Origin of the sequence: Peribacillus sp. R9-11 (genome assembly GCF_031345095.1) — a bacterium.
GTDB classification, from domain to species: domain Bacteria; phylum Bacillota; class Bacilli; order Bacillales; family DSM-1321; genus Peribacillus; species Peribacillus butanolivorans.
Genome location: NZ_CP133763.1, coordinates 4,815,973 through 4,833,696, shown reverse-complemented (window position 1 = coordinate 4,833,696; position 17,724 = coordinate 4,815,973). Strand labels below are relative to the sequence as shown.

The 17,724-nt window shown below is 41.1% G+C and carries 13 protein-coding genes; 12 read left to right on the top strand and 1 reads right to left on the bottom strand.

Annotation, left to right across the window (positions count from 1 at the left end; translation table 11 throughout):
* The first annotated feature begins 70 nt into the window (after nucleotides 1-70).
* From RE409_RS23405 to RE409_RS23365, 9 genes are all read left to right on the top strand, one after another.
* Nucleotides 71-1,627, top strand: coding sequence for a glutathione ABC transporter substrate-binding protein (locus RE409_RS23405; protein WP_201223002.1), 1,557 nt, complete (start codon nucleotides 71-73; stop codon nucleotides 1,625-1,627).
* A gap of 66 nt (nucleotides 1,628-1,693) precedes the next feature.
* Nucleotides 1,694-3,169, top strand: coding sequence for an amidohydrolase family protein (locus RE409_RS23400; RefSeq protein ID WP_201223004.1), 1,476 nt, complete (start codon nucleotides 1,694-1,696; stop codon nucleotides 3,167-3,169).
* A 34-nt stretch (nucleotides 3,170-3,203) separates the two neighbouring features.
* Complete coding sequence (locus RE409_RS23395; RefSeq protein ID WP_309558157.1) at nucleotides 3,204-4,703, top strand: amidohydrolase family protein; 1,500 nt, start codon at nucleotides 3,204-3,206, stop codon at nucleotides 4,701-4,703.
* Between the two features lie 116 nt (nucleotides 4,704-4,819).
* On the top strand, nucleotides 4,820-6,385 hold the full coding sequence (locus tag RE409_RS23390) for a glutathione ABC transporter substrate-binding protein (protein WP_309558156.1): 1,566 nt from the start codon (nucleotides 4,820-4,822) through the stop codon (nucleotides 6,383-6,385).
* Nucleotides 6,386-6,553: 168 nt separating this feature from the next.
* Nucleotides 6,554-7,801, top strand: a complete 1,248-nt coding sequence (locus RE409_RS23385) for an amidohydrolase family protein (RefSeq protein WP_309559308.1) — start codon at nucleotides 6,554-6,556, stop codon at nucleotides 7,799-7,801.
* A 24-nt stretch (nucleotides 7,802-7,825) separates the two neighbouring features.
* Complete coding sequence (locus RE409_RS23380) at nucleotides 7,826-9,073, top strand: amidohydrolase (protein ID WP_309558155.1); 1,248 nt, start codon at nucleotides 7,826-7,828, stop codon at nucleotides 9,071-9,073.
* A gap of 28 nt (nucleotides 9,074-9,101) precedes the next feature.
* Nucleotides 9,102-10,349, top strand: a complete 1,248-nt coding sequence (locus RE409_RS23375; RefSeq protein WP_201186723.1) for an amidohydrolase — start codon at nucleotides 9,102-9,104, stop codon at nucleotides 10,347-10,349.
* An 88-nt stretch (nucleotides 10,350-10,437) separates the two neighbouring features.
* A complete protein-coding gene (locus RE409_RS23370) occupies nucleotides 10,438-11,334 on the top strand; it encodes a DMT family transporter (RefSeq protein WP_201250386.1) in 897 nt (298 codons plus the stop codon).
* A gap of 37 nt (nucleotides 11,335-11,371) precedes the next feature.
* Nucleotides 11,372-12,667, top strand: coding sequence for a uracil/xanthine transporter (locus tag RE409_RS23365; protein WP_309558154.1), 1,296 nt, complete (start codon nucleotides 11,372-11,374; stop codon nucleotides 12,665-12,667).
* Nucleotides 12,668-12,699: 32 nt separating this feature from the next.
* On the opposite strand, the gene RE409_RS23360 is transcribed toward RE409_RS23365, so the two are convergent.
* Entirely contained in the window at nucleotides 12,700-13,011 is a 312-nt protein-coding gene (locus RE409_RS23360) for a hypothetical protein (RefSeq protein WP_309558153.1), read from the bottom strand.
* A gap of 382 nt (nucleotides 13,012-13,393) precedes the next feature.
* Here RE409_RS23360 and RE409_RS23355 point away from each other — a divergent pair, with 382 nt between their 5' ends.
* The 3 genes from RE409_RS23355 (at nucleotide 13,394) to RE409_RS23345 (ending at nucleotide 17,705) form a co-directional block, all read left to right on the top strand.
* A complete protein-coding gene (locus tag RE409_RS23355) occupies nucleotides 13,394-13,657 on the top strand; it encodes a heterocycloanthracin/sonorensin family bacteriocin (RefSeq protein WP_201186717.1) in 264 nt (87 codons plus the stop codon).
* Nucleotides 13,658-13,812: 155 nt separating this feature from the next.
* Entirely contained in the window at nucleotides 13,813-15,765 is a 1,953-nt protein-coding gene (locus RE409_RS23350) for a putative thiazole-containing bacteriocin maturation protein (protein ID WP_309558152.1), read from the top strand.
* A complete protein-coding gene (locus RE409_RS23345) occupies nucleotides 15,762-17,705 on the top strand; it encodes a TOMM precursor leader peptide-binding protein (RefSeq protein WP_201223019.1) in 1,944 nt (647 codons plus the stop codon). Before RE409_RS23350 ends, RE409_RS23345 begins: the two co-directional genes overlap by 4 nt.
* Nucleotides 17,706-17,724 lie beyond the last annotated feature (19 nt).

Sequence of the window (17,724 nt, the reverse complement as noted above, 5' to 3'; positions counted from 1 at the left end):
TTATGCCCAATGTACTAATAGAAAAAAGTTGCTTGGAAAACAAAAGCAAGTATGAAAGGGAGGAAAAATAATGAGAAAAGGTATGGTTGGATTACTATTTGCATCGTTATTAGGTATTTCATCGGTTTTATCTGGATGTACATCAGATCAAACCAGCAGCAAGGAACCAGAAAGAGAAGCGAAAGAAGGGGGAACACTAGTCGTCGCACGACTATCTGACGCGACTACATTAGACCCTCATTTCATTACAGACATTCCTTCAGCAAATGTTGTATATGAAAAGGTTTATGAAACATTGGTTGTTCCCGACAAAAACATGGAACCACAACCTCTGCTCGCAAAAGAATGGAAACAGCTCGATGATGTAACGTGGGAGTTTAAACTGCGTGAAGGAGTGAAATTCCATGATGGAGCACCATTCAATGCTGAAGCGGTAAAAACTAACTTTGACAGATTACTAGATCCAAAAACATCTTCTCCTCAGGCGGGTAAATTGGAAATGATCAAAGAAATCAAAGTAGTTGATGAAACGACTGTACAATTTAAACTGAAATACCCTTATGCTCCACTATTATCCATATTAGTAAGTAATGAAGGGAGCATTTTAAGTCCCAAAGCCATTACAGAAAATAGTGACAAGCTAGGCCAAAATCCTGTTGGAACAGGACCATTTGTTTTTAAATCTTGGAAGTCAGGAGAAGAGATTGCACTATCAAAAAATAAGGACTATTGGGGAGATAAACCTAAGATTGATGGGGTAGTATTCAAGGTTGTTCCTGAAGATGCTACGAGAATTGCGATGGTTGAAACAGGTGAAGCACATGTGACTGATCAAGTACCCGTGACTGAGATTGATAGGATTGAAGCATCAGACACAATGGATTTATATCGCACAGATGGACTTGCTGTTGAATACCTAAGCTTTAATGTTAAGAATAAGCCATTCGATGATGTACGTGTTCGTAAAGCGGTCGCGCATGCGATTGAGGTTGACTCTATTATTAAAGGCGTTTATAACGATGTTGGTACGAAGGCAAATTCCACAATGAGCCCGAAGGTTTTTGGCTATGATCCAGATATAAAAGGATACGACTATGATATAAATGAATCGAAAAAGCTGTTGAAGGAAGCCGGAATTAAGGATGGCTTGGAGATTACATTAACAACGAGTGATCGTAAGGAAAGAATAAATATGGCAGAGGTAATTCAATCCCAGTTAAAAGGAATTGGAATTAAGGTCAAAATTCAAGTTCTTGAATATGGGGCTTATATTGACGCGACTGCTAAAGGTGAACATCAGGTTTCAATAGGTGGTTGGGGCAATGCTACGGGAGATGGAGATTATAATCAATTCAATCTTTTTGATAGCAAATCCCAAGGTGCTGCTGGAAATAGTTCATTCTACAGTAATCCTGAAGTGGATAAATTGATTGAAACAGCACGTAAAGAATCAGATGGAGATAAACGTAAGGAACTATATTCGAAAGCACAAGAAATTGAAAGAGAAGAAGTACCATATGTTCCAATCCGTAACTATGAACATCTAGCCGTTTATGGAGAAACTGTTAAAGGACTTTGGCTGAATCCAGCAAATTATTTAATGCTTGATGACATAACTGTGCAGTAGAGAATTTATCAAAAAGGGCAGACAGCATACGGCCGTTATGCTGTCTTCTCAATTAGGAGGGAAAATATGATTGATTTGCTTCTCATTCATGGGACTGTGATAACCATGGATCAAAATAGACGAATTCTTCAAGATGGCGCCATCGCCATAAACCAAGGAAGAATTTTAGACGTTGATTTAACAGAAAAACTGAAATCGAAGTATGAGGCAAAAAAAGTTATTGATTGTAGCCATCAATGTATATTGCCTGGATTAATAGATGTTCATGGTCATGGAGGACATTCTATGTTTAAAACAATTGCTATGGAGAATATTGATTTTTGGATGCCTATTATGACAAACACGTATAAACATTTTGTAACAGATGACTTTTGGTACTACGAAGGAAAACTCTCCTCTCTAGAGAGATTAAAGGCTGGCGTGACAACAGGTGTAAGTGTTTTAGGCTCCATGCCACGATCCGATGATCCAATTTTCGCAATAAATCATGCGAAAGCGTACGCTGAAGTAGGTGTTAGAGAGGTTGTCTGCACGGGTCCTTGCAACCCTCCATGGCCTCATTCATTCAGCCGATGGATTGACGGAAAAAGAATTGTAAAGGAAGTTTCCTATGAAGAAGTATTAATGGGGGCAGAAGCTGTAATTGAAGCGCTGAATCATGCAAATGAAGACCGCACGAGAGCGTTTATTACACCATTTGTCATTGTTACGTCCGTTGATCCCTCCAATCCCACATCTCCTGACAGGCTTTATGGGTTAAATAATCATGATCTTTATCAAGCGAAAAAAATTAGAGAAATTGCCAGGAAATATGACACAAGGATACACTCTGATGCCTTTGGTGGGATGATTCATTTAGCGATACAGGATAAGGAAAATGCCTTGTTGGGTCCCGATGTCCATTTACAGCATTGTCGCGGTATTTCCTTTGATGAGGCAAGGATACTTGCAGAAACAGGTACTAATGTTAGTGCATCTCCTGGATTTGGGCAGGTTCATGCACGTACCCCTATAACTGAATTATTAGAAATGGGTGCAACTGTAGCAATCTCTACAGATGGGACTTCCCCTTCTACAAGTTTTGATATGTTTCAGGCAATGAGGAAAACACAGTTTGTTCACCAAGCAGCACTTAGAGACTATTATTATTTACCCCCTGGCAAGCTATTAGAAATGATTACGATAGATGCAGCGAAATGCATTGGCTGGGATGATGAAATAGGCTCCCTCGAGATTGGGAAAAAAGCGGATGTCATCACAGTCAATCTGCATCAGCCGCATCTGACTCCAGAATTCATGCATGTTCATAGACTTGTATTTCAAGCAGTGGCGAATGATGTGGAGCATGTCATTGTCGACGGCAAATTAATTATGGAAGGGCGAAATGTACGAACAGTTCATGAAAGTACAGTACTAAATGAGGCAAATGAAGAGGCGTTTTCAACGATAAAGCGTGCTGGACTCGAAAAATATATGCAGCCGACGAAATATTTCTGGGGAAATGCCCGTGCATATGTAGATGAAAAGAGATATGACGAATGAGAAAACACTGCTGCTATGTGGAAAGGAGAATAAGATGAAAATCAAACTTAAAGGAAGATACGTAATTGGTTATGATGGGTGCGACCATGTCATTTTGGAAAATGCGGAGATTGTTTATGAAAAAGACACGATTGTGTATGTTGGAAAAAATTATACTGAAGAAGTAGATGAGGTGATAGACGCTGGTAATGCTATCATTAGTCCTGGGTTTATAGATTTAAATGCATTAGGGGACATTGACCATGATATTTTACATTTAGAAGCTGGTTCTAATAGACAGAAAAACCTTCTCTGGTCAGAGCAATATATAGAAAGGGGACATCATGAATTAATGACCGAGGAAGAAGAGTCCTTTAAATCTTTATATGCTTATTCACAGCTCATTCTTCATGGGGTAACAACAGTCATGCCTATAACTTCTGTTTTTTATAAAGGCTGGGCTGAAACCTATGAAGAATTAGCATCTGCAGCGAAACATGCGGCTAGCTTAGGGTTAAGAATTTACCTAGGACCCAGTTATCAATCTGGGATTAGAGTCGTCCAGCCTGATGGAAATATAAAACTACACTGGGATGAAAAAGCGGGGGAAGCTGGATTACAGAGAGCTGTAGAGTTTGTAGAAAAACTTGATGGAGCCTTTGAAGGATTGGTTAGAGGGATGCTTGCCCCAGAACGTATCGAGTCTCAAACTGAAGATAATTTGCTTCAGACAAAGTATTACAGTGAAAAATTAGGGGTTCCCATAAAGCTTCATGCTGCACAAGGAAGTTTTGAGTTCAACACCATATTGGAAGAACATGGTGTAACACCTATTAGGTATTTGTACGATCTTGGTTTTCTGGGTCCAAGAACAGGGATACCGCATGCCCATTTTGTGTCAGGATATAGTGAAGCGAGATACGGCAAGGGTGATGACTTAGCGCTTCTAAAAGAAACAAATACAACAGTGATTCATTGCCCTCTAATTATCGGGAGGCATGGTTCAGCTTTAGAATCCTTTGCAAAATATAAAAGGTCAGGAATAAATATAGCGCTTGGAACGGATACCTTCCCTCCAGATATGTTTCAGAATGTTAGGACAGGGAGTATGCTCTCACGGCTGGTGGAAAAAGAGGTTGAAGGCTCTACGTATGCCGATCTCTTTCGGTCAGCCACTCTTGGTGCGGCTGCTTTCCTTGGGAGGAACGATCTCGGCCGTATTGCTGTAGGTGCAAAAGCAGATATTATTGCGATTGACTTAGACAGTTTTCATATGGGTGTAATAGATGATCCCATTCGAACCATGTTCGTTAGTGGATCTGGAAGAGACGTTAAATTATCTATCATTAATGGCAGGATAGTCATGGAAAATCAAAATATACCTAATCTTGATATGGAAGTAATCAAAGACAAGGGACAAAAATATTTTAACAAGATGAGAAGAGGATATATGGAAAGAGATTATCAGCAGCTTTCAGAGAAGGAATTGTTTCAGCCGTCGTTTAAGGTTGTAGAATCGATAGATCATACAGAAGCACGAACATTATTTTATTAAAAACAAGTAAAGAAAATGAAAAATATAGTAAAGATTTTCAAAATAAATTTTCTGAATATTTCCTATAATTAGATAAATGGTCACGGAAACAAAATAAAAGCAGGAGGTCGAAGTCCATGGGGTTAAAACGAGGTATAAGGAATTTTTTTCTAGTCATAATTGTGGCTATCGTAATTACTGGCTGTTCTTCTAATCATGACGTAAGCACAAAAGCAAGTGATCCGAACAAAGCATCAAAGGATGGGGGAACCTTAGTTATTGCTCGTTTATCAGATGCTGAGAATTTGGATCAGCAATTTATGTCCACGATTAATGCCGCTAGTGTTACTCACCATAAAATCTATGAAGGGCTTGTGCAACGAGATAAAAATAGTGAGATACAGCCTATGCTAGCAGAAAAATGGAACCAGATAAATGACACAACCTGGGAATTTAAGCTTAGACATGATGTGAAGTTTCATGATGGCACACCATTTAATGCGGATGCAGTAAAAAAGACGTTTGACAGACTATTAGATCCGAATGTTGCTTCTCCTAGAGCCGTAGTATTCGATATGGTAAAAGAAGTGAAACCAGTTGATGAATATACCGTGCAATTCATTCTAAAGGAACCTTTTTCCCCACTGCTTTCTATCTTAGCGAATCATGAAGGAGGGATTATAAGTCCAAAAACTATTGAAAAGTATGGAAAGAAAATTATCCAAGAACCGAATGGGACCGGTCCTTTTGTTTTTGATTCATGGTCACCAGGCCAAGAAATTACATTGACGAAAAACAAAAATTATTGGGGAGACAAGCCAAAGGTGGACAAAGTTATCTTCAAGGTTGTCCCAGAAGACTCTACAAGAATATCCATGATAGAAACGGGAGAAGCGCATATTGCAGAACCTCTTCCTGTAGCTGTCATGGACCAGGTAGAATCCTCAGCGGCTATGGATGTTTACCGCAATGAAGGGTATGGTACCGAATATATAGGATTTAATGTCAATAAAGAACCGTTTAATGATGTCCGTGTCCGTAAAGCTATAGCCCATGCCATTGAAATGGATTCCATTATTAAGGGTGTCTTTAATAATGTTGGTGTAAAGGCAAATTCCTTAATGGGATCTAAGGTATTCGGGTACGACGCTGATCTAAAAACCTATGATTACAATCTTAAAGAAGCCAAGAAATTGATGGCTGATGCTGGTTATTCTAAAGGTCTTGATGCAACTATTCTAACAATGGATAGTAAAGAAAGAGTTAATTTGGCAGAAGTACTTCAATCTCAGTTAAAAGGTATCGGGATTCATTTGAAGGTTCAGGTCATGGAGTACGGTTCGTTCGTTGAACAAGTAAATAAAGGGCAATCGGAAATGTTTATAATCAGTTGGAGAAATGCAACGGGAGATGCTGATTATAATCAATATAATCTTTTTCATACGGATTCACAGGGCGCGGCTGGAAATACCTTCTTTTACAGCAATCCAAAGGTTGATAATTTAATAGATGCTGCCCGTAAAGAAAAAGAGGAGGAAAAACGCAAAGATCTATACGCAGAGGCACAAGAGATTGAGCTGAGTGATACCCCATATATTCCTGTAAGGGTCATTGAAAATGTTGCCGCAGTCTCGAAAGAAGTAAAAGGGTTTTCAATCAGTCCTTCAGGCTATCTAGAGATTAATGACATAACATTAAAGTGATAATAATATATGAAGAAAAAGTTCATCCAGTCCAGGATGAGCTTTTTCGTTGGAGATGAAAAAGTAAAAATAACATAAAAATGAGTAAAAATCCTGAATTTATAAAATGTCCTTTAGAATTATAATGAAATAGATGCATGTTCAATCTGGAGTGGAAGGGTGAGTTTAATGTCACAATCGTATTGGTTAACGAATGTACGTTTGGAAAATGGATTTACTTATAATGAAAATGAAACGATTACTGGTACCGCAACCGGAAATTACCACGTTAGGATTGAAAGCGGAAAAATTTCTTCTATTATTTTAGCAAAGGAATCTATAACAGATCAAAACCCACAATATGATGTTCGTGGCCTTCTGATGGTCCCTTCGTTTAAAGAAATGCATATTCATATTGATAAAACTTACTATGGTGGTCCTTGGAAGGCTTGTATGCCAGCAATTAATGGTGTGAAAACCCGGATAGAAGAAGAACAGGTATTACTTCCTAAATTATTACCTACTGTCAAAGAAAGAGCAGAAAAAATGTTGGATTTATTATTGGACTTCGGATCTACTCATATACGCACCCATTGTAATGTAGACCCCGTTATAGGCTTGAAAAATTTAGAGGCTACATTACAAGCGTTAGAAGGATATAAAGATAAATTAACTCATGAAATAGTCGCATTTCCACAGCATGGACTATTACGCAGCAACTCCGTAGGGCTAATTAGGGAGGCCATGAAGAATGGGGCGAATCTTGTAGGTGGAGTGGACCCTGCCTCCATTGATGAAAATATAGAACGGTCTCTTGAAACAATCATGGATATTGCCGTTGAATCGAATTCCGATATTGATGTTCATTTACATGATCCAGATCAGCTTGGACTCTTTACTATGCAACGCCTTGCTTCCATAACGGAAGACGCAGGATGGCAAGGAAGAGTAGCTGTGAGCCACGCCAGCGGTTTGGCCGATCTTTCAGTTTCAGAGGCAACGAGTATAGCCGAAAGGTTTTCGGAATTAGGAATATCCATTACATCCACAGTGCCTATTTTCAGAACGATCCCAATCCCTCTGTTACATGAAAAAGGCGTAAAAGTTGAATTGGGTAATGATAGCATTACTGATCATTGGACACCTTTTGGTATCGGGGACAATCTTGAAAAGGTCGGTCGCCTTGCAGAGAGATTTCGCATGATTGACGAAAGATCTTTAGCTAGTAGCCTACAATTCATTACAGGAGGAAAGACTCCATTAAACCAAGAAGGAGTCAAGACATGGCCTAATATTGGGGATGAAGCGAATATAGTTCTGGTTGAAGCCAGCTGTTCAGCAGAAGCGGTGGCTAGAAGGTCAAAACGTGCCGCTGTCATCTTTAGAGGTAATGTTGTAAGTGGATCTATTTCATCTTTTGAGACGACAGGTGTCTAATCTTCTATTAAAGAGAGTGATTTAATGTATAAAGCGTACTGGCTTACTAACGTTACACTTGATAGCGGATATGTATTTGAGAATGAAAGAATTGATGGAACAAAGACTGCCCTATACAATATCTTTATAAATGACGGGATCATTAAGGAAATTCAATTGGCTAATGTTCCTTTGCAAACTCATTTACCAGTTCAAGACGCAAGAAATTTACTTGCACTTCCTGCTTTTAAAGAAATGCATAACCATCTTGACAAGACCTATTTAGGACTGCCATGGAAATCATGCATTCCGGTTCCGAATTTAATGGAGCGCTTAAACTTAGAAGCGGTGGAGCTCGCTGAACTCGCCGAAACAGGACAACACCGAGCTGAGCAGATGCTTCATCTTCTGTTAAAAGGTGGCGCCACACATGTCAGAACTCATGTTAATATTGACCCATACATTGGTTTGAAGAATTTAGAAGAAATTCAGAAAGCACTAGAGAGTTTTAAAGGGAAAATGACACACGAGATAGTAGCTTTTCCCCAACACGGACTGCTAAGAACAAATTCAACTGCATTAATGAGAGAGGCGATGAAAGAAGGAGCGTCCTTAGTGGGAGGCTTAGATCCTGGTGGAGTTGATAATAATATAGAGGCTTCACTATATGAAATGGTGGATTTAGCTGTTGAGTTTGATGCAGATATTGATATCCATATACATGATCCAGGTCATCTTGGATTTTATACAATCAAGAAACTGGCTTCTTTAATCGAAGAAGCAGGGTGGAAAAACAGAGTGGCTGTTAGTCATGCATTTGCAATTGGGGATGTTCCTATTGAAGAATCAAATGATCTGGCTAGTATTTTATCAAACTTAGGAATAGCCATCATGTCTACTGTTCCGATAAACCGGGTAATTCCCCCCATTGATTTACTTCATGAAAAGGGTGTACACGTAGCTCTTGGATGTGATGGTTTTTATGACTCCTGGTCTCCATTCGGTACAGGAGATATGCTTGAAAAGGCAGGTAGATTAGCTGAGAGGTACAACTGGAAGGATGAGTATGCATTGACTCAATCCCTCCAATTCATTACGGGCGGGGTTAAGACACTAGACGATGAAGGAAATCGTTTATGGCCGAATGTTGGAGATGATGCAAGTATGGTATTAGTAGATGCATCATGCTCTGCCGAGGCAGTTGCTAGAAGATCAAGGCGTGCTGCGGTTATCGTCAATGGAAATTTGGTTTACGGTGGATTCAACTGTGAATCTGCTTTGAAGGCAAATTGAATGTCTATTACAAGAAGGGATGAATGGCATGAATACAATCTTTTGGTTAAAGAATGCACGTTTAGAATGTGGTTACCAAAAAGAGAATGAAAGAGTTACAGGCACAATAACTGGGCTATTTCATCTGTTAATAGAGGATGGAAGGATCACGAAGATTGTCAAAGATGGGGAGCCCATTTCTAATGATGTACCGGTGGAAGATGCAAAAGGATTGCTAGTGCTTCCTTCCTTTATTGAAAAGCATGTACATCTTGATAAGACCCTGATGGGAGATGTATGGAGAGCATGTACCCCTTCTTCAAGTGTCACTGAACGCTTTGAAAATGAAAAAAAAGTGCTTCCTACTATTGCAACCAGCACACGTAATCGTGCTGAATCTTTACTGGAAATACTTTTAGCTTCTGGCTCTACTCATGTACGGACTCATGTTGATATTTACCCAGAAGTAAGATTGCAAAACCTAGAGCAAGTGCAACAGGCACTAGAAACCTATTCTAATAGACTCAGTTCAGAAATAGTCGCATTTGCGCAGCACGGATTGTTGCGATCAGGTTCTACAAAGCTTGTCAGAGAGGCATTGCGAAATGGAGCAGGAATAGTAGGGGCAGTCGATCCAGCCACAATCGATAACAATATTGAAGCCTCATTAGTACAATTAATAGATTTAGCAGTGGAAGCAAATGCTGATGTTGATCTGCATTTACATGACCCTGGTCACCTGGGAACGTTTACTATGAAACGGCTAGCGGCTCTTACTAAGGAAGCGGGCTGGGAAGGCAGAGTAGCTGTAAGCCATGCATTCGGTATAGGAGATGTTTCGAAAGAAGAAGCCTATGAGCTTGCTGATATTTTAAGGGATGCAGGGATTTCCATCGTTACAAGTGTACCTATTAACAGACAAATGCCTCCGGTTGATTTGTTACATGAAAGAGGGGTTGAGGTATCAGTAGGGAACGATAATATCTTTGATTTATGGTCACCTCTAGGAAATGGTGATATTCTAGAAAGAGCTGGACGGCTAGCAGAACGTTTCAAGTGGGTTGATGAAGTCTCGCTATCCCAAACACTCAGGTATATAACTGGCGGCAAAACCCCGTTAGATAAAGATGGTAACCAGGTATGGCCAAAAGTAGGGGATGCTGCTAGCTTGGTGTTAATTGATGCCAGCTGTTCTGCTGAAGCAGTTGCAAGGCGCTCTGAGCGTAAAGCGGTATTTTACAAGGGAAATATAGTTTCCGGTTCACTATATCTACAAAATCAATCAATTAACGTGTAATGCTAACCCAAAAAAAGGATCTCTGGACACGTCCGGATTTCCTTTTTCGTTTTGGTTAATGAAAGACAAAGAAAGCAGGCTGCTTAACATGATCCGGTCTTATTTACTATTGCTTATTTGTGTAATATGCTGGGGAAGTAATTTTGTTTTTGGGGCTATACTAGTCAAGGACTTCCCTCCTATGCTGCTTTCAGCAACAAGGTTATTATTTATCCTTATCTTTATTGCCTTATACGCACTAAAGAAGAAGAAATGGAATTCGATTCAAAAAAAGGACTGGTTAACAATGATTCTACTAGGATTCATTGGAACGTTTATCAATCAATGGTCCTTTTATGCAGCTCTAGAAACAGCTCATCCGACAACTTCGGCATTAATACTTGCCCTCGCCCCTATTACTACAGCCCTTTTGGCTGCAGTTTTTCTGAGGGAAAGATTAACAAAGAGATTTTTATTAGGATCAATCGTTGCATTGGCAGGTGTTTTTTTAGTTATTGCAAGTGGTGGAACGCTCCATCTTTCAATTGGCCTAATTTGGATATTTCTTACGATGCTTTCTTTTTCCATATCCATTATCATGATTAGGAAGCTTACTGAGAGAAACCATTCCATTACTATAACTCTTTATTCCAACTTAATTGGATTTGGCGGTCTGTTGCCCATTGCTCTATTATCCGAGTCGCCCCAACAAATGAGCAGGGAGCCGTGGCCTTGGGTCCTTTTAATAGCAACCGCTATCATTATGCATGGAATTTGCACTTTAATCTGGAATAATCAAATTCAGATTGTAGGAGCATCTAAAGCATCGATGTTTCTTAACTTAGAGCCCTTTGTTGCCATGCTGGTCGGGTTGGTTGTGCTGAAAAATAGCGTCACACCATCACAACTATTCGGTGCGCTATTAATAATCATTGGTGTTGTCCTTTCAACTGCCTTTAAGGGGAAAAGAGTTATGGAGGAAGCCAGATATTCGCAAGAAGCTTAGAAAGTATCGTGTTCAAAGTTCAAAGGAGATGGAAACAATGCAAAGCTTGAGATCAACTGTGACTCTATTTTCTTCTTTTCAATGGCTGTTTTTTATTTTTGCAAATACCGTAGTAGTGCCCATTTCAATCGGAGCTGCCTTTCATCTTCCCTCTGATGTTACGGAAATGACCATGAGAAGCTCGCTTATTTTCACAGGGGTTGCTTGTGTTATACAGGGTTGGAAGGGACATAAGTATCCAATTATGGAAGGGCACTCTGGTCTATTGTGGGGAGTGATGTTGAATTTGGGATTATCTGCACCATCACTAGGGCTCGGTTATGCCGAAATAGGAGGCGGTATAGCTACAGGACTACTTGCAGCTGGTGTCGTGACCCTAATTATTTCTGCCTTTAACCTGATTTCTTATGTCCAGAAGATTTTCACCCCCATGGTCATGACCGTTTACTTATTCCTTCTGACATTTCAGCTCATTTTCGTCTTTTTTAAAGGGATGCTGGGAATTACAGAAGAAGGGGAAATTAACATCCCGGTCAGTTTCCTATCATTAGGAATTGTCATTTTAGTAAGTATATTAAAGTTAAAAGGATCCAGAAATATTAGCAATTTCTCTATTTTGATCGGAATTATCGTGGGTTGGATTTTTTACTCGTTACTATTTCCAAATGCTGGTTCTGAAATGGGATCAACAAGTGTCTCTTTTTCATTTTTCCCTTTAGGTGTTCCAAACCTGGAATTCGGTATAATAGCGATTTCTTTTTTTGCAGGATTACTGAATTTGTGTAACACATTTGCTTCCATTCAAGCCGCATCCGAGCTAATGGGAGATGATGCTAGCCACAAGCAATATAGAAATTCTTTATTTATGACTGGCGGTTTTACCATTTTCGCTCCGGTACTGGGCCTTGTTCCGTATACGCCTTTTACCTCATCCATCGGATTTTTGCAAAGTACTCAAATCTATGAACGGAGGCCTTTTCTAATTGGAGGCATGTTGTTGACCATAATTGGACTCATTCCTCCTTTTATCTCTTTTCTGGCCACCATGCCAATAACCGTCGGGAACGCTGTATTGTTTGTTGCTTACCTTCAACTGTTTGGAACGGCTTTCAATAGCGTCAAGGGTCAGCATTTTACTTCAGACACGATATTTAGGCTTGCAGTACCTGTATTGATTGGAGTGAGTTTGATGAACATCTTGCCCAACGCATTTGCGAACGTTCCCATGCTTTTACAGCCCTTTTTAACAAATGGGCTCATAATGGGAGTATTAATATCGATAGTGTTAGAAAAATCGGTAAACTGGAAGCGTTATGAACAACTACAGAACTAATTGGAATACTTGTAAGACAAATAATTAAAGAATTACATATGCATGAAAACCAGAAGGGTGTTGGGGAACCTTCTGGTTTTTTTTTGATTGTGTTTAAGTTTAAGGTTTAACAATTTTATCATTTCCCGCCAGAAGACTCCCTCTTCAAGCGTGTGAAGGGCGAGAGCCCAACGGCCAATGATGCCAACAGAATGGGTACACGCCATGTTAAAACCGTGGAATTTCTTTGATCGTACTCCAACATTAGATTTACCAAAAGAAAATTCAAAATGATTAAATAAAGTCCTTGCATAAGTTAGTGCAAGGGCTTTATTTTGGTCCGAAGCGAAATTGTTTTCATACATAAATTGTTTTGAGTACCATCATTATTCATAGATAAAAGGATATTGAGATTCTATGTTTCTAACTTGCACCAGAGCGGTTTTTGAGTTGATAAGCTAAGTCCCTACTCTAGGCTTGCTAACTTAGTCCCAGTTTTTTTAGCTTTGTCTCTAAGTTTTCATTTGTACTAAGCCACATATTAATAAAGTGATTATCCCTGTTTCCTCTTGAACCGTTTTATAAAGATTCAATAAAAATAGGCTTTTGAATCAGTAACAATCCCCATTCCCCTTACATATTTTGTTGGAGGGAGTACACGACGTGGATTCCCAGACTATCTCGGTCCGATATTCTTTCCTGTTATTAAGCACTAACTTATTAATATAATAAACGGAGGTTATATAAATGTATGAGTTTCAAAATCAACTTCAAATGTTGAATGTTGACGATTTTCAGGTAAGCCAGCCAATTCTTTGGGATCAAAACCAGTTCCAGCAACCGTATTCTACGGATGATTCTCGACTCATTGGTTTCGGTTTTGGTTGTTTTGGATGTCTTGGTTGCTTTATTGGGGGCTGTGGAGGGTTCGGTCGTTGTGGAGGTTGTGGAGGTTTTGGTCGTTGCGGAGGTTGTGGTCGCTGCGGAGGTTGCGGTCGTTGCGGTCGTTAAGAGTTCAGGTTTTCTAAAGAGAAGGAGATGTCCCTGCATTAATGTTGCAGGGACTTTTCTTTATAAGATTAGACATAAGAGACAAATTGTCATACATAGGATTAAAGTGAAGTGCTGAAGCAGAACTAGAAAAGCTTCGGGTTAGGAGGACCGGAATGGAAAATATGACCCCTTCTATGCGTCTGAAAGTGAAAAGGGACACGTTTTTTCTCCCTGAACCAAACAGAGGTGTGTATTTCAGGAATAACATAAGTTCGTTCCGTATGGAGGGCAGTACGATTGTTCCGTGGATTGAAAAGCTATTACCGATGTTCAATGGGGACCATACATTGAGTGAATTGACTGAAGGATTGCCAGGTCCGTACCGAAATCGAGTGTTCGAAATTGCAGAGGTTTTATATAAAAACGGGTTTGTTCGGGATGTAAGTCAAGATCGACCGCATGAACTGTCGGAACAGGTTCTTAAAAAGTATGATTCTCAAATAGAGTTTTTGGACAGTTTTGGGGGTTCGGGCAAATACCGTTTTCAAGGCTTTCGCCAAGAAAAAGTATTGGCTATTGGTTCTGGTCCCTTTTTTATTTCGTTGGTTTCCGCATTAATGGAATCTGGATTACCCACATTCCATGTTTTCATTACAGACTCGGTACCAACTGATAGACAGCGGTTGAAGGAGCTCGTGGCACATGCACGGAAGACAGACTCCGATGTAGCCGTAGATGAGGTCCAGCAGGAGAGAGAGGGCGGTTCTTCTTGGCAAGAGATTATACAGCCGTTTGATTCGATATTGTATGTGTCACAAGAAGGTGCTGTAGAGGAATTACAAGAACTTCATTCGGTTTGTAGGCAAGAGAAAAAAATGTTTCTCCCTGCAATAAGTCTAAATCAAGTAGGATTGGCAGGCCCGCTGGTGAATCCGGATTCTATTGCGTGTTGGGAGTCTTCATGGCGTCGAATACACGAGTCTGTACTGAGTAAAAATCAGCATGTCTCCGCCTTTTCATCCACAGCAGGAGCGATGTTGGCCAATGTGATGGTATTTGAATTTTTTAAAGAAACGACAGAAGTGAACGAATCGAGGCAAAATAATCAATTCTACCTGCTTAATATGGAAACATTGGAGGGAAGCTGGCATTCGTTCATGCCTCACCCGCTGGTGATTGGAAATATGGCAGCAAAATGGGTTCAGGATTTCGGTCAGCGTCTCGAACAGAAATTGGGAAGCGATGAGCAGGGGAAATTATTTTTGGGTTTCAGCAGATTGACATCGGTACAGTCAGGAATTTTCCATCGTTGGGATGAGGGAGATCTTAAGCAGCTGCCGCTGGCTCAATGCCGAGTTCAGGTGGCTGATCCATTGTCAGAGGGACCATGCGAGCTGCAGCCAGAAATAATCTGTTCCGATTTGACGCATGAAGAAGCAAGGAGGGAAGCGGGCCTTGTAGGGATTGAAGCGTATGTGTCCCCAACAGTCAAACAGCTTGTAACGACTTTATCGCCGTTCCAGGGAGTTGAGAAAGTGCAGGGGTTTGTCGGTATTGGTGCAGGGGAAACGTTCGCGGAATGCATGTGCCGAGGATTGCAAAGGTGTTTAGATGATGAGTTAAACAAGCAGCCATTCAATCAAGAGAATATCGTTGCCAAGGTGCAGTTGGACGCGGTAGAAGATGAACGCTGCCGGTATTTCTTGCAGGCACTGACAACGCTGCAAGGTGAACCAATCATTGGCTTAGGAGAGGAAGTATCCGGTTTCCCTGTGGTATGGGTCTTTTCGGGTGATGACTGGTCTGGTTCTGTCGGTTTGAATATAACAATGGCATTGCGAAATGCGTTACAGCAGGCCGTTACGAAAGCCCAAAATCAAACAGTTTGCCCCACAACGGAAGAGGTAGAAGGTTCACGCTTGCTTCAGGAAGGCAAAGCGCCGCTAAAGCTTGTGATTCCTGCGTACGAGGTGACAGCGCATTCTGAGGTTTTTCAGTCTGCCATGCAAGTTTTGGAAAGGAATAAAAAGCGAATCTGTGTTTTCGAACTAGAGTTGGAATCGTTTTTGAAAGAAGAACTGGCAGGGGTGTTTGGAGTGTTGTTGCGAGAGGAGGAATCAGGGTGAAAGCTGACGTATTGGTTGTCGGAGAAGGAGTGTTGGCTGACCATGTTTATGGAGACCTGTCCGGCCAATACCAGGTCACTCACCAAACCGATTTCGAGGCAGGAATACCGCAAACGACTGCTATGGTTCTGGTGTTACTAGATGCTTGGAATCCTATTGCCCATCAAAAGGCAGAAGAGATGTTACGGCCAACGGGCATTCCTTGGCTGCGGGGCTTCGTTTCATTTGGAGAAGGAATAATTGGTCCGCTGGTACGCCCGGACACTCAGGGGTGTTCTCAGTGTGCAGATTTAAGGCATCTCATGGCAGGACGTGATCGTAAAGAGATGTGGGAAATTCGCAAGCAGTTACAAGAAAAAGGAGGAATACAGCGTGATGTGGCGGCATCACGTACAGGACTTATGCAGATGGCTCACCTGATAGGCGCCGAGGTAGGGAGGGTAATGAAAGGTGATCACCCTCATTCGGAAGGAAGGGTTGCATTAATCAACCTGATAACACTGAATAGTTCATGGCATTCTTTTTTACCTGATCCGCTGTGTGCAGTTTGCAGCGAATTGCCTGAAGACTCGCCAGAACTGGCCCGTATTTCATTACAATCAAGTCTGAAAATCAGTCCCGACAGTTACCGCTGTCGTTCTATGGAGGATTTGAGTAAAGTATTAGCCAAAGATTATTTGGACCACCGCATGGGATTTTTGAATAATAAAATGTATGATCTTGTGCCTCCATTTGCTGATGTAAGTGTTAATCTGCCTTTGTTCATTGGAGATGAGGGAGCTGCAGGTCGGACTCTCTCATACGCCGTAAGTGAGATGACGGCTATATTGGAGGGCTTGGAAAGGTATTGTGGGATGGATCCCCGTGGCAAACGGACAGTAATCCATGACAGCTATCGTAATTTGAAAGATCATGCACTTAATCCTACCAAGGTAGGCGTACACGCCAAGGAACAATATGCAAAGTCTGATTTTCCGTTTCCACCGTTTAATCCTGATCGCTCAATAGATTGGGTATGGGGCCATTCATTTCTGCAGGAGCGTCCGATCCTTGTTCCGGAGTTACTTTCTTATTACAGCTTAGGCTGCGGGGAAGGATTTGTTTATGAAACCTCCAATGGCTGCGCTTTAGGTGGAAGTTTGGAGGAGGCCATTTTCTACGGCATTATGGAAGTGGTGGAGCGTGATTCGTTTCTGTTGACTTGGTACGCGCAGTTGTCTCTCCCGCGTCTTGACCCTTATTCTGCAAATGACAAAGAACTGGAGTTGATGATTGACCGGGCAAGGGCTGCGGCGGGATATGATATTTATTTGTATAATTCGACAATGGAACACGGCATTCCAAGCGTATGGGCGATGGCGAAAAACAGGAAGCAAAAAGGCTTGAATATCATATGTGCGGCCGGAGCTCATCTTGATCCGATAAGGGCGGTGAAAAGCGCAGTTTTCGAGTTGGCTGGCATGATGCTGACTCTTGACGAGAAAATGGAGGAGGACCAAGAGGAGATTGAAAAAATGCTGCATGATTCCTCGCTGGTGCAGAAGATGGATGATCATGGCATGCTGTATGGCTTGCCACAAGCTGAAGAACGCTTGCAGTTCTTATTGGATGATAATCGTCCATTGAGAACATTTGATGAGGAATTCAAGCAAAAGGCGAAGCATTCAGATTTGACTGATGATTTGCAAGATATTCTTCAAGAATTTCGCCGATTGAAACTTGAGGTGATTGTGGTAGATCAGACGACTCCGGAAATCAAACGAAACGGATTACATTGCGTAAAGGTGCTGATTCCAGGAATGCTGCCGATGACATTCGGACATCATCTTACCCGTACAACTGGGCTGGAGAGGGTATTGAAGGTTCCAATGGAACTCGGATATGCAAAACAACCGCTGAAACTTGAACAGCTCAACCCACATCCGCACCCGTTTCCATAAGCGGTGACTAGGAGGCAGG

Bases quoted from the DNA above. Each gene is read 5' to 3' on its own strand.
- RE409_RS23405 (WP_201223002.1), top strand. From the start codon at position 71: ATGAGAAAAGGTATGGTTGGATTACTATTTGCATCGTTATTAGGTATT.
- RE409_RS23400 (WP_201223004.1), top strand. From the start codon at position 1,694: ATGATTGATTTGCTTCTCATTCATGGGACTGTGATAACCATGGATCAA.
- RE409_RS23395 (WP_309558157.1), top strand. From the start codon at position 3,204: ATGAAAATCAAACTTAAAGGAAGATACGTAATTGGTTATGATGGGTGC.
- RE409_RS23390 (WP_309558156.1), top strand. From the start codon at position 4,820: ATGGGGTTAAAACGAGGTATAAGGAATTTTTTTCTAGTCATAATTGTG.
- RE409_RS23385 (WP_309559308.1), top strand. From the start codon at position 6,554: ATGTCACAATCGTATTGGTTAACGAATGTACGTTTGGAAAATGGATTT.
- RE409_RS23380 (WP_309558155.1), top strand. From the start codon at position 7,826: ATGTATAAAGCGTACTGGCTTACTAACGTTACACTTGATAGCGGATAT.
- RE409_RS23375 (WP_201186723.1), top strand. From the start codon at position 9,102: ATGAATACAATCTTTTGGTTAAAGAATGCACGTTTAGAATGTGGTTAC.
- RE409_RS23370 (WP_201250386.1), top strand. From the start codon at position 10,438: ATGATCCGGTCTTATTTACTATTGCTTATTTGTGTAATATGCTGGGGA.
- RE409_RS23365 (WP_309558154.1), top strand. From the start codon at position 11,372: ATGCAAAGCTTGAGATCAACTGTGACTCTATTTTCTTCTTTTCAATGG.
- RE409_RS23360 (WP_309558153.1), bottom strand. From the start codon at position 13,011: ATGTATGAAAACAATTTCGCTTCGGACCAAAATAAAGCCCTTGCACTA.
- RE409_RS23355 (WP_201186717.1), top strand. From the start codon at position 13,394: ATGTATGAGTTTCAAAATCAACTTCAAATGTTGAATGTTGACGATTTT.
- RE409_RS23350 (WP_309558152.1), top strand. From the start codon at position 13,813: ATGGAAAATATGACCCCTTCTATGCGTCTGAAAGTGAAAAGGGACACG.